This window comes from Larkinella harenae, from assembly GCF_054780515.1.
Map to the genome: position 1 here is coordinate 21892 of NZ_BAAGWE010000001.1, position 13303 is coordinate 35194.

Annotated in this window: 7 protein-coding genes; 6 read left to right on the plus strand and 1 reads right to left on the minus strand. The window is 50.2% G+C overall.

The features are described from left to right. The first annotated feature begins 121 nt into the window (after nt 1-121). From ACYVH9_RS00090 to ACYVH9_RS00105, 4 genes are all read left to right on the plus strand, one after another. Nucleotides 122-1636 carry a M20/M25/M40 family metallo-hydrolase gene (locus ACYVH9_RS00090; protein WP_460634247.1) on the plus strand — a complete coding sequence of 505 codons (1515 nt, stop codon included), beginning with the start codon at nt 122-124 and terminating at the stop codon, nt 1634-1636. A 191-nt stretch (nt 1637-1827) separates the two neighbouring features. Further along, on the plus strand, nt 1828-7287 hold the full coding sequence (locus tag ACYVH9_RS00095) for an alpha-2-macroglobulin family protein (RefSeq protein ID WP_460634248.1): 5460 nt from the start codon (nt 1828-1830) through the stop codon (nt 7285-7287). Between the two features lie 201 nt (nt 7288-7488). After that, the gene (locus ACYVH9_RS00100; protein ID WP_460634249.1) at nt 7489-7695 is read left to right on the plus strand and encodes a hypothetical protein; all 207 of its coding nucleotides are present in this window, start codon (nt 7489-7491) and stop codon (nt 7693-7695) included. A gap of 134 nt (nt 7696-7829) precedes the next feature. Next, entirely contained in the window at nt 7830-9779 is a 1950-nt protein-coding gene (locus ACYVH9_RS00105) for a glycoside hydrolase family 9 protein (protein ID WP_460634250.1), read from the plus strand. A 128-nt stretch (nt 9780-9907) separates the two neighbouring features. Here the strand turns inward: ACYVH9_RS00105 and ACYVH9_RS00110 are convergent, their stop codons facing one another. Beyond that, nucleotides 9908-10324: a hypothetical protein gene (locus ACYVH9_RS00110; protein ID WP_460634251.1), complete on the minus strand. Its 417-nt coding sequence runs from the start codon at nt 10322-10324 to the stop codon at nt 9908-9910. A gap of 279 nt (nt 10325-10603) precedes the next feature. Here ACYVH9_RS00110 and gatB point away from each other — a divergent pair, with 279 nt between their 5' ends. Together gatB and ACYVH9_RS00120 are read left to right on the plus strand one after the other, a co-directional pair. After that, the gene (gatB, locus tag ACYVH9_RS00115) at nt 10604-12103 is read left to right on the plus strand and encodes an Asp-tRNA(Asn)/Glu-tRNA(Gln) amidotransferase subunit GatB (RefSeq protein ID WP_460634252.1); all 1500 of its coding nucleotides are present in this window, start codon (nt 10604-10606) and stop codon (nt 12101-12103) included. A gap of 13 nt (nt 12104-12116) precedes the next feature. After that, nucleotides 12117-13265 carry a redoxin domain-containing protein gene (locus ACYVH9_RS00120; protein WP_460634253.1) on the plus strand — a complete coding sequence of 383 codons (1149 nt, stop codon included), beginning with the start codon at nt 12117-12119 and terminating at the stop codon, nt 13263-13265. The last annotated feature ends 38 nt before the right edge of the window (nt 13266-13303 follow it).

The window sequence follows — 13303 nt, forward strand, 5'->3', positions numbered from 1 at the left end:
TTTTTTCGCGATTCGTTGAGTTGGGTTGATCCGGCAAAGAAACTGAAAGTTTTTTAGGTATTTACAAATGGCATTCAGCGGGTTTTTTGTTATTTTGAAGAGTTATACGGCTAGCCTCACTATGCGCAAAAAAGTTTACGTTTATTTACTGCTTTCGGGCGGTATTTATTTGTTAAGTTCCCACACCCTGCGAAAATCCGACGACTTACTTGACGGTGGACAAAACCAAAACCGTTCGTCGCTGCAAAAAGTATTTTCAAAAATTAATCAGGAGGTACTCCAAAATGGCCGCGCCTACGAAACATTAACCGAAGCTACCCAAAAAATAGGCCACCGGCTGACGGGCAGTCGCAACGGTAGCCGCGCGGAAGAATACACGCATAATCTTTTCAAACAATACGGTTATTCGGAGACGAAATACGCCCCGTTTGAAGTAGAATCATGGCTTCGGGACACGGTGACGCTGGCGGTTGTTCCCCGGAAAAGTGATAATTTCCGGGATGTTGAAGTGGTGGCGCTGGCCCATTCTCCCGTCGAAGCGCACGTGCAGGGCGACATTGTGGACGTAGGAAACGGTCTGGAAGGTGATTTTGCCGCCGTAAAAGACAAACTGAAAGGCCGAATCGCGCTCGTTAACATCGGGTTATCAGCTCCCACGAAAGGCGCCCGCAACCTGCATCGCTCCGAAAAAACGGCCCTGGCCGTGCAGCACGGTGCCTCTGGCGTCATTATGGTCAATCTGGTGCCCGGCAATGTGCTGTTGACCGGAACCGCTTCCGTTACGGGGAAACTGATTCCGATTCCATCGGTTTGTATCTCGATGGAAAGTGGACAGGAAATCCGGCAATGGATGCAGGCCGAAAAGAATTTACAGGCGTTGATCGACATGACCAACGTGAGCAAAAAAATCAAGGCGCGGAATGTCGTCGCAACGCTGAAAGGTACCAAGTACCCGGAGGAGAAAATCATCATCGGCGGCCACCTCGATTCCTGGGACCTGGCCACCGGTGCGATCGACAACGGCATCGGTTCGTTCTCGGTACTCGACATTGCCCGGACGTTCAAGGCGCTCAAAATCAAGCCAAAACGCACTATTGAGTTTGTGATGTTCATGGGCGAAGAGCAGGGGTTGCTCGGCTCGCGGAGCTTCGTTGAGGACTTAAAAAAGAACGGTCAGCTGGATAATGTGCGGTGTATTCTGAACCTGGACATGACCAACGATCCCAGCGGTCTGAACGCGTTTGGCCGCAGCGAAATGATGCCATTTCTAACCGAAATTGGCGAAACCATCAAACAGGTCGAACCCAATTTCCAGAATGTCATGTCTAATCAGGCGGGTTTGCACAGTGATCACCAGCCTTTTATGATGGAAGGCGTGCCGGTTGTGGGCATGAGCGGTCACCTTGAGCGAAATGTCCTGGATTGTTACCACGCAAATTGTGATAACATGAAACTGGTTAATAAGGATCAACTGAAAAATACCGTTCGTTATTCGGCCATGTTGCTGTATGCGCTGGCTAATGCTGATGAGATTCCGACCAAACGGATGGACGATGCCAAAACCCGCGAATTTCTGATTGCACAGGGTCTGCGAACCCCCTTGCAAATTGCTAACGAATGGCGCTGGAAAGAATAACAGAGCAAACTCAATGAGCGGAAAAGCCACGTTGATCCATTTCGGAACGTGGCTTTTTCATTTTAAGGGCCGCAATTAGACAGATCGGGTACTGGTTTTGGGCCTGATATGACCATTTATGAAGTCTTCTTGCAAAATGCCAACTATTTTTAAGACCTTTCGCCGTTCTTTACCGTAACCGTTTGTTAACCATGAGGATGCCTCTGCGCCTGTTTGTTGCTGCCTCTGCGCTATTCCTGCTGACTACCTGTTCCCACCTGAGTAACTCCGTTCGGCTTATCAATCAAAACTTTGAGGATGAAGTGGCTCAAAATCAAAATCTAGTTTTTACGTTCAGCAAAGATTTGGTATCGGAAGGGCGACTTAACGAATGGGATTCAACGCAATACATCACGTTTTCGCCGGCTGTTGCGGGAAGTTTCAAATGGACCGCGCCCAACGAACTGGTTTTTTCGCCCGCTGTATCCTTTAAACCGGCCACGGAATACAAAGCTGAACTGAACAATACGCTGGTTCGGCAGCAAAATAGCACCCAATACAGCCTTGACAACGAAACGATTGCATTTCATACGCCGTATCTCCAGCTGACAAACGTGGAGTTCTGGTGGACGCGCGGGGAAGCAGGACGCCCGGTTGCCAAAGCAAAACTGAATTTCAACTACCCGGTGAGCGGTTCTGAACTGGCGGGGTTGTTGAAAATGGAAGCGCAAGAAAAACCGTTGTCTACGCAGGTTTTGCAAGCAGCTCCTACCGAAACCATCCCGGTTGTGGTGGTCAATGCGCCGTCGGCCCGGAACGAAATGCCGGTGAAAATACAGGTTGGAAAAGGGCTGAAAATACCGAACACCACCTTCAGCACGAAAGAAAATTTTGAACAAACCGCGGCCCTCCCTTCGCCCCACAAACTGGACATCGTGGATGTGAAAACCGGTTTTGAGAACAACGAAGGTGTTATTCGGGTCATTACCACTCAGGAGTTACGGGCCGACCAATTGAGTGCGTATTACACGTTGTCGCCGGAAGCCGAAACCCGTGCCGAACTCACAGAAAACGGTTTTATCATCCGGGGCGCGTTCAATGAAACGGAAACCTACGTGCTGACGCTGACCAATCAGGTTAAGGGGGTACTGGGAGCGCAGCTGGAAGAGGGCGTTTCGAAGGACGTATTTTTCGGAAAAATGCCCGCCGGTATTTCATTTGTCAATAAAAGGGCGGTTTACCTGACGTCGAAAGGCGCGCGAAACGTGGGCGTCAGCATCGTGAATGTGCCGAAAGTTGAGGTGAAAATCGCGAAGATTTACGAGAATAATATCCTGCATTACCTGCGCTCCGGGCGTTATGAAGAATACGGCGAAGTAGACGGAACCTGGCAACCGCTCGGTACGCACACGTATTACGAAGACGAGCAACAGAATTACAGCGATCTGCTCGTTCATAAAACCGTTGAAACGGCCAATCTGCCTAAAGTGAAAGGCGTTGCTGCGCTCAATCTGTCGCTTCCCGATCAGGTTGCCGTCCGGCCGAATCCGCCCCGTGGCATTTATCTGGTCACCGTCAGTTCAAAAGAAAATGTTTACATCAACGCGACCAAGCTTATTTCGGTGTCGGACATTGGCCTGATAGCCAAGCAGGGGAAAGACGAGGTCTGGGTGTTTGCCAATTCCATCAAAACCGCTGAGCCACTGGCCAATGTATCCATTTCGCTGATTAGCAGCAATAACCAGGAAATGGCTACGGTCCAGACCAACGGCAAAGGCGTAGCACACTTCGAGAAAATCACGGAGAAAAATCCGGGTTCGAAGCTGGCGCTGGTGTTGGCCAAAACCGACGACGATTTTAATTACCTGATGCTAAAGGATGCGAAAGTAGAAACATCGCGGTTTGAAGTGGAAGGCAAGCGTGATAATTCAACGGGTTTTGACGCCTTTGTGTACGGTGACCGTACTATTTATCGGCCCGGCGAAACGATTCATTTCAATACTGTTATTCGCAACGCGGTTTGGGAAACCGTCGGCGAAATCCCGCTGAAAATCAAAGTGTTGTCGCCCAATGGCAAAGAATACCGGGTGCTCCGGCAAACGACGAACGGACAGGGGGCCGTGGTAACGGATGTTCCGATTGATTTGGCGGCTGTGACGGGTACCTACGTAACCGAGATTTACAACGCCAATGAAGTGTTGCTGGCATCACGTACCATCAGTATTGAAGAATTCATTCCGGATCGCATCCGGGTAGAAACCCACACGGAGCGCGATGCTTACAAAACCGGCGAAACCATCACCATGACGGCCACCGCCACGAATTTATTTGGCCCCCCCGCCACCGGACGAACCTACGAAATGGATTTACAACTCAAACAGCGGGTGTTTACGGCCAAACAGTTTCCCGAATACACCTTTGCCATCCAGAGTGATGCATCGTTTGAGAAGAATCTGCGCCAGGGGGTTACCAACGCTGGCGGGCAGGCCATAGAACGGTTTCCGATACTGGCCAGCTACCGCAATATCGGTGTGCTGGAAGGAAAGCTATTCGTAACGGTTTTCGACGAAAACAGCCGCCCGGTAAACCGCCTGAAACGACTTGACGTATTTACCCAGGAAACCTTTTATGGCATCCGGCTGGCCGATTCGTACGTAGGCACCAACGCTCCATTGCCCGTCGAAGTCGTGGCCGTAGACCGAAACGGAAATCTTCAGAAAGGCGCAACGGCGCTGGTGGAAGTGGTGCGGTTCGAATACCAGACGGTTATTGAAAAACAGTACGAGCAGTTGCGGTACGTATCCAAAAAGCGCGAAAAAGTCGTCTACAGCAACAGCATGACATTGGGCGATGGACGCGCTCGATTCAGCTACGTGCCGACGGTTTCGGGCGAGTATGAAGTACGCATCCGGCGGGCGGACCAAGCTGGAGAGCGAACGGCGGCTTACACGGCAGCATCGTACTACGCCTACGGCTGGGGAGCCACCCAGAGTTCCTCATTTGAAGTCAGCACGGAAGGCCAGGTGTTGATGGAATTTGATAAAGAGCAGTATCAAGTGGGTGACAAGGCGAAAGTGCTTTTTAAGACCCCGTTTGCCGGCAAACTGCTGGTGACCCTGGAGCGCAACAGCGTATTGGAAACGCACGTGCTGGAAACCGATCAGAAAGCCGCCGAGCTGTCGTTTAAGCTGACGGAAGAGCACCTGCCAACGGTTTATGTGACGGCCACGCTCATTCGGCCCGTTGATGATTCGAATCTACCCCTCATGGTGGCCCACGGTGTGGCTCCTGTTCCGGTGCAGAATCCGGATACAAAACTGCCGGTAGCGATTACGGCGGTAGCGCAGTCCCGTTCCAAAACAAAGCAGCGTATTGCCATCAAAACCAAACCCAACGCGGAGCTGACGGTTGCCGTTGTCGATGAAGGGATTCTGCAACTCAAGAACTACCAAACACCCGATATACACGGCTATTTTTACCAAAAACGCGCGCTGGAAGTCAATAGCCACGATTTGTATTCATTCCTTTTCCCTGAATTGACCATCAGTGGAAGTTCGTCGTTTGGTGGCGATGGCTACGAGCTGGGCAAACGCATCAATCCGTTGAGCAACGGGCGGGTAAAGCTGGTGGCGCTCTGGAGTGGCGTCCTGAAAGCTAATGGCAACGGGGAAGCCAGTTTTGACGTAGCCATTCCGCAGTTCTCGGGGGATTTGCGCGTGATGGCCGTAGCGTATAAGGACAAGGCGTTCGGATCGGCGAGCAAAAACATGAAAGTAGCCGACCCAATTGTCATCAGCACGGGTGCGTCCCGGTTTTTAAGTCCGGGTGACGAACTGAGCCTGCCCGTTACCATTAGTAATACCACCCGCCAACCCGCCACCGTTACGGCCTCGCTGAAGCTGAATGGTGCTTTGCAAATGACAGGGTCGACCACTCAGCCGCTAACCATCGGGCCTGGTCAGGAAGCCCGCGCAACGTTTGCCGTAAAAGCAAAAAACGCCATTGGAGCGGGCAACATCACGGTTTTGGTGAAGGGGTTAAAAGAGACCTTTAGCGAAAGCATTGACCTGACGGTGCGTCCGGTAACGTCACTGCTGAAAACCGCAACATCGGGCGTAGTAACGACTAATCAATCCCAAATCATTGACCTGACAAATGCATTCATGCCCGGCACGGTGCGGAGCCAGCTGCTCGTCAGCCGGTCGCCGATGGTTCAGTTGGGCAAAGAATTATCGTATTTACTGGGGTATCCATATGGGTGTATGGAACAGACAATTTCCAAGGCGTTTCCGCAGCTTTACTTCGCCGAATTGCTTAAAACGGTAGGCAAACCGGGGACGTATTTCGTGCGGTCGGGCGAGAATGATTTAAATCCGAACTATACTGTTCAGGCAGCGATCCGGCGCATAGAATCTATGCAACTAGCCGACGGTGGTTTTAGCATGTGGCCGGGTACACCCAAGGAAGACGGCTGGTCTTCGGCTTACGCGGTTCATTTCCTGACCGAAGCCCGGCGTGCCGGTTTTGAAGTGAATCCATCCGTTTACAGCAAAGCACTAGATCGTCTGACGACGCGCACCAACAATCCGGCGCTGGAAGAGGAAATCATTTATCAGGAAACCGGAAACATCGTTCGCAAGATTGTTAGCCGGCAGAATCTGTACAGCTTATACACGCTGTCGTTGAGTGGGCAACCTAATCGATCGGCCATGAATTATTACAAAAACACGGCGCTGCGTCCGAACGACGCCCTGCTAACGGCGGATAGCCGGTATTTGCTGGCAGCAACCTTCTACCTGACCGGCGATACGCGCAGTTATGAAGCACTACTGCCTAAAAAGTTTACCAACACCACCAACCGGCGGCAATCGGGCGGGAGCTATGCCTCTCCTATCCGCAATCTGGCGCTGGTATTGAATACCCTACTGGAAACCGATCCCGACAACCTGCAAATTCCGGGGCTGGCCCGGCAACTGTCACGGGCGTTGAATTCCAGCGCGTATCTGAACACGCAGGAATCCGTTTTTGCGGTTCTGGCGCTGGGCAAAATAGCCAAAAAAGCTGCTACATCAACGGCTATAGCTACCGTGTTGGCCGACGGGCAGCCCGTTGGACAATTTACGGGCAAACCGCTGACCCTGACGAACGGTATTGCTAACCGGAAACTGACGTTGAAGGCGCAGGGCCAGGGCAATCTGTACTGGTTTGCTCAAACGGAAGGACTGAGTACTACGGGTAGGTACACGGAAGAAGATGCGGGTTTGCGAGTTCGTCGGGAGTTTCTGAACCGGGATGGGCTTCCAGTCACGTCGTTCAAGCAGAATGATCTGGTGGTGGTCCGGATTTCACTGGCGAGTGACAACGGGCTTCCCGTCAATAACGTGGTGATTACGGATATGCTGCCCGCGGGTTTTGAGATCGAGAATCCGCGCCTGACCGAACCCCGCGAAATGCCGTGGATCAAGGGTGCTTCAGTGCCTGATCACTTCGACGTACGCGACGACCGCATTCACTTTTTTACCGCAGCCGCCGGCACAACGCCAAAAATATTTTATTACCTGGTGCGCGTCGTTTCAAAAGGGCGATTTGCCTTGGGGCCGGTATCGGCTGATGCCATGTATGATGGCAGTTTACGGAGCTATTCGGGGGGGGGAACACTAACCACAAACTAACAAAAGAAAATCGAAAAGTGACTTTTGGGGCTAAGTTGCGTCTATTAAGTATATCTCACCATTTTTGCTTACTTCCTTAGAACGATCAAACAAACGGTTTTCTCCTGATTTGGAGGCAGTTGTTAACGAGAATCTGTTTGAACGGGTTGGAGGGTGTTTTTTTGTAGACTAACTTTGTGCCACCGAAAAGTAAGTACTCTTATGCAATACAATCAATACTACCTCTTATCCAGCATGATGGGTGACGAAATTTATCGCCAGCATTCCTCCAAAAAGGATCAACCCGTTGAGGAAAGAGAGTTTTTAGAGAAGCGTTATAATATCCTTTCTGAAATTCCGCTGGATGAATTTATACGCAGTGGTATGCCGTGGCTGCGTATTCTCGAGATGCTCGAACGGCGTTGTTAATCCCCTTCCGAAAAAGCTATTAACTATATCCATACATGAACCCATTTCCAGTAATCGATTAAAGCTGGAAATGGGTTTGTTCATTTATAGGTCCTTGTCTTCGGCGAACGGTAAAAATCGTAACTTGCCTATCGATGAGGAAATTATTTTTGCTGTTTGTACTTCTTATAGGAATTATAGGGGTTTTTGCATTTCGGTCCACGCAGGATGAACAAGCCTGGATACGAATTAATTACCTAGGCTATCGCCCCGCCAGCCCCAAAGTGGCAGTATGGGCCGGAAAAACGGAAAATGTAACCGTTCCGTCTTTTCAGGTTGTCGAGGTGGCCACCGGAAAGGTCGTTTATGAGCATACGGCCGGAAAAGATTTTGGCGCTTATGGCCCGTTCTCCCAAACGCATCGCCTTGATTTTTCGGGTTTTCGTAAACCCGGACGGTATTACCTTAGAGCCGGGTCTGTCCAATCACCAGAGTTTCGAATCGGCGAAGACGTATATAACGGTACGGCTGATTTTTGTTTGCGCTACATGCGCCAGCAGCGCAGTGGTTACAATCCCTTCCTGAAAGATTCATGCCATACTCACGACGGATACACGATGTATGGTCCCATGCCCGACAGCACGCACATTGATGTGTCGGGTGGCTGGCATGATGCCTCGGATTACCTGCAATATGTGACAACTTCTGCCAACGCCACCTATCACCTCCTGGCCGCTTACCGCGATTTTCCGAAGGTATTTGCTGATCAGCACCTGGCAAACGGGCTGGCGGGCAGTAACAACCAGGCCGATGTGCTGGACGAAGCCCGCTGGGGCCTCGACTGGCTGCTGAAAATGCATCCGAAAGACGATTGGATGTTTAACCAACTGGCCGACGACCGGGATCATGCCGGGCTGCGAATTCCTAAACTAGATTCGGCCTACGGCAAAGGGTATGAACGACCCGTTTATTTTGCCACTGGCAAACCACAGGGCCTCTTTAAACACAAAAACCGGGCAACGGGCGTTGCTTCGACCGCGGGAAAATTCAGCAGTGCCTTTGCGCTGGGTTATCAGATGCTCCGCCGGCGCGATGAGGATTATGCCGAGAAATTGTGGCAACGGGCTCAATCAGCTTACACGCTGGGCATGCAAAAACCTGGTGTTTGTCAGACGGCGCCGGGTCGCACGCCCTATTTTTATGAAGAAGACAATTACGTTGATGATATGGAGCTGGCGGCTGCCGAAATGTATAATGCCGCTCGTGTTCAAGGCTATAAAGCCGCCGATTATCTCAATAGTGCTTATGCGTACGGCCTGATTGAACCCATAACACCCTGGCTGGGAGCCGATACTGCCCGACACTATCAATGGTATCCTTTCATCAATATCGGCCATTATGAAGTAGCCAAGCGGTTAGTCGATTCGCGTCGGCAGCACATTGTCGGCTTTTACCGCAGTGGTATCGAGAAAGTCCGGCAAAAAGCCGAGGGAAACGCTTTTTATCGGGGGATTCCGTTTATCTGGTGCAGTAACAACCTCACGACTTCGTTTGCTATTCAGTGTTATTGGTACCGCAAACTGACGGGCGACACGCGTTACGCACAGCTTGAGCAGGCGTGTTTTGACTGGTTGTTTGGTTGTAATCCGTGGGGAACCAGCTTTGTGTACGGTTTGCCCGCTGGGGCGGATACCCCCGCCGATCCGCATTCGGCTTTCACGCACTTAGCCAATTACCCCATTGATGGTGGTTTGGTCGATGGTCCCGTGTATGGCCGAATTTACAAAAATCTCATTGGGATTGAGCTGAAAGAACCCGATGAATACGAAGCGTTTCAGAGTGATCTGGTTGTCTACCATGATGATTACGGTGATTACAGCACCAACGAACCGACGATGGACGGCACGGCGTCGCTCATTTACCTGCTGGCGGCCAAACAGGGCGAAACAGCCGCGACGGAAACCGTAGCGCCGGTGGCTACCAAAGTGGTTAAAAAGAAACCAACAGCCGGGCGAAAATCGGTGAAGAAAAAACCGTCTGGTCGGAAAAAGGCGCCGGTTAGACGTTCATCGGGCAAGTCAAGCAAGAAGAAGCGGAGACGTTAAGAAGCGGTTGCGGGTAGGCTATCGATAGGAACTGTGCCATAGTAGCTTTAAAAGATACGGGGCATCAATATCTGTTCAATAGCCAAAAACGGCCAGAAGTAAAGTTTCTGGCCGTTTTTGGCTGGTTTTTAGTTTCGATCCAGGATGATCCGCTTCATTTTTGTTTTGATGTCAAATAATTGCGCAAACCGTTGCCCACCCGAGCGTACCTCAAAGCTATAGGTACCATCCTGCAGCGTTGAAAGATCGAAAGTAGTGACGCGGAGCTCGTGGTGTGAATAGTTATTGGCGTAAAGGATTTGCCGGTTATCGCTCATGATAAAAACAGCAACGTTATCATGCAGCTGCAACAAGGGCTGCGTAATTTCCAGCCGAAATTTCAGTTTACCTATTTCCCGGAAAGACAATTGCATGGCTGGCGTGTCTTTTTCAGCCAAAGAAACAGGTGCCTGAGCGTGCGCCAGATTAGTGTCTAACCAAATCGTTAATACGAGTATTGGCCATACTTTTTTCAGATTCATGTGCTTGTAAATTTTCCTTTTCATGGTTGTATTAAATTTGGGTAAATAAATAAAGTACAATTAAAACTATTGCCACTATTTTAAATAGATAATAGAAAGTATTGGTAATTCAATTTATAACTTATTTGAGTGCAATGTATTGCCAATCAATAAGGTTGCTAAAAGTTGTTTTTATTGTTACGGTTTGTGACGGAATTGTTCAATAAAAAATGGTTTTTTGCAAGTACGCCCTTGAATAATGAAATGAGATTTTAACCGTATCTTTACCAATTATTCGATTCATTTATAATACAATACAGGTTCATGGTTACTGAAACGGCTGAAAAGGCGGTATCCGCCGAGGTACTGGCAAAGTATGAGTTGGTAATTGGGCTGGAAGTGCACTGTCAGCTGCTGACCGCCACAAAAATCTTTGCCGCCGATTCCAATCAGTTTGGCAGCGAGCCGAATACCAACATTAGTGTGATCACACTCGGGCACCCGGGCACGTTGCCAAAACTCAATCGCAAAGCCGTTGAACTGGCGGTTCGGATGGGGTTGGCCTGCCGCTCGGCGATTACGCAATACACGGTTTTTGCCCGTAAAAACTACTTCTACCCTGATCTCCCCAAAGGTTACCAGCTTTCGCAGGATAAAACCCCTATTTGCGTTGGGGGTGAGGTGCCGGTCAAATTCAAGGATTCGAGCGGCCAGACCATTGAGCGGGCGGTTCAGTTGCACCACATTCACCTGGAAGAAGATGCCGGAAAAAGCATTCACGACAATGACTGGAACACGCTGCTCGATTACAACCGGGCCGGAACTCCGCTGATTGAAATGGTGACCGATCCGGTGATTCAAAGTGCGGAAGAAGCAGCGGCTTACCTGACCGAAGTTCGGCGGCTGGTGCGTTACCTGGATATTTGCGATGGTAACATGGAAGAAGGCTCACTGCGCTGCGATGTCAACATTTCGGTGCGGCTGTGGGGCGCTGAAGCATTCGGAACGAAAGTCGAGATCAAGAATATGAATTCCATCCGCAACGTCCAGCGAGCGATTGAAAGCGAGCTACGACGTCAGGTGGACCTGATTGAAAAGGGCGGCACCATTGTGCAGGAAACCCGGATGTTTGACGCCACTACCGGCCTGACTCATGGCATGCGGATGAAGGAAACCATGAACGATTACCGGTATTTTCCGGATCCAGATTTGAGCCCGGTGATTATTTCGGACGAATGGCTGGCTTCGATTCGTGATCAAATGCCCGCTTTGCCGAAAGAACGGTATGAAAAGCTTCTGAGCCAGTACGGTTTGCCCGAATACGACGCCACCTTGCTGGCGGATATCAAAGAACTGGCGGATTATTTCGAAGCCGTTAGCCAGAAAACTACCAACTACAAAGCGGTCTCTAACTGGATAATGGGGCCGATCAAAGCGCAATTGACCGAAAAAGCTCTGCGCGACGGACAGTTTCCGCTGATCGCCGAAAAACTGGCGGAATTGATTAATCTGGTGGATTCCGGCAAGGTGAGTTTTTCGTCGGCCAGCCAGCGGATTTTCCCAGTATTGATTGAACAGCCCGAAAAGTCGCCGGAGCAAGTGGCGCAGGAACAGAATTTGCTGCAAAATCGCAATACCGATGCCTTACAAACGTTGGTAGATGAGGTGCTGGCAGCCTGGCCCGATAAAGTCAAGGAGTTCAAAAAGGGCAAAAAAGGGTTGATGGGCCTGTTTGTGGGTGAGGTGATGAAAAAGTCGAAAGGCAGCGCCGATCCTAAACTGACCAATGAGTTGCTTCAAAAAGCGTTGTCTTCTCCCTCATAATGTACAAGGTAAGATGAAAAAAAATCGGATTGGGTTTGTCGCTTTACTGGTTTTGACCTTGCCGTGGGCAACGGTAGCTCAGGATGCCGGAAAAGAGTTTACGGTTTCGGGTACAGTTCAAAACGCCCGGCCAGGTAGCAAAGCTTATCTGGAAACGAACGAACAGCTTTCGAAAAAACTCGATTCGGCTCAGATCGACGCGTCTGGTAAGTTTGCCCTAAAAGGACGTGAAATGAACGGCGGCAGTTTCTTTAAATTAAACATTGCCAACGAACAGACGGCTAGTTTACTGGTCGATGGGGGCGAAAATCTGGTTGTTACTGCCGACGCCAAAGATAAAAGTAAGTTACAGGTAACGGGTTCCACAAACATGGAGTTTTATCCAAGAATTGTGGCTATCGATACCCGGATGCGGGAAAAGCACAAAGATTGGCAAAAACGGGCCGCGAAAGCGGCCGAAAAGAACGATTTAAAAGCCGGTCAGGCAATTGATCAGGAAGTGGTAACAGCCAATCAGGAGGTAATCCAGACCGTGAAAGCGATGATTCCGCAGATGGGAACCGCAACCGTGGCTATGATTGCTCTTAAGTATCTGGAGCCCCGGGAACATTTTGAGTTGTATGAATCGCTGGCGCAAAAAATGCAACAGGCAGGTTCGAATGGTAAACAGGCTAAAGCCTTCATCAACTTTGTGAACATGACCAAAGCGGAAATGAAGGCGCAAGCTAATCAGGTGGCTATTGTAGAGGGTTCAATAGCGCCGGATGTAACGCTGGAGAATACGAAAGGTCAGGAAATAAGCCTTTCCTCGTTGCGGGGCAAGTACGTGCTGATCGACTTCTGGGCGTCGTGGTGCGGCCCCTGCCGCCAGGAAAATCCGAATGTGGTTCGGGTTTACAATAAATATAAAGACAAAGGATTTGAAGTGTTTAGCATCTCGCTTGATGACAGCCGCGACAAATGGCTGAAAGCAATCGAATCCGATGGCATGGTCTGGACTAACGTGCTGGGCAAGAAGAACGGAAGTGCGCCGGTTGCTCTGCAATACTCGGTTCAGGTAATTCCAACCACGTATTTACTCGATAAGGAAGGGAAGATCATCGCCAAAAATCTGCGCGGTCAGGCGCTGGAGCAGAAGCTGAGCGAAATCCTGGATAAATAATTCCGGTTTTCAGGGGCTGATGCGCGCTATTTTGGGTG

Excerpts from the sequence above, each read along its gene's own strand:
- ACYVH9_RS00095 (WP_460634248.1), top strand. The coding sequence starts at position 1,828 with ATGAGGATGCCTCTGCGCCTGTTTGTTGCTGCCTCTGCGCTATTCCTG.
- ACYVH9_RS00090 (WP_460634247.1), top strand. The coding sequence starts at position 122 with ATGCGCAAAAAAGTTTACGTTTATTTACTGCTTTCGGGCGGTATTTAT.
- ACYVH9_RS00100 (WP_460634249.1), top strand. The coding sequence starts at position 7,489 with ATGCAATACAATCAATACTACCTCTTATCCAGCATGATGGGTGACGAA.
- ACYVH9_RS00110 (WP_460634251.1), bottom strand. The coding sequence starts at position 10,324 with ATGAAAAGGAAAATTTACAAGCACATGAATCTGAAAAAAGTATGGCCA.
- gatB (WP_460634252.1), top strand. The coding sequence starts at position 10,604 with ATGGTTACTGAAACGGCTGAAAAGGCGGTATCCGCCGAGGTACTGGCA.
- ACYVH9_RS00120 (WP_460634253.1), top strand. The coding sequence starts at position 12,117 with ATGAAAAAAAATCGGATTGGGTTTGTCGCTTTACTGGTTTTGACCTTG.
- ACYVH9_RS00105 (WP_460634250.1), top strand. The coding sequence starts at position 7,830 with ATGAGGAAATTATTTTTGCTGTTTGTACTTCTTATAGGAATTATAGGG.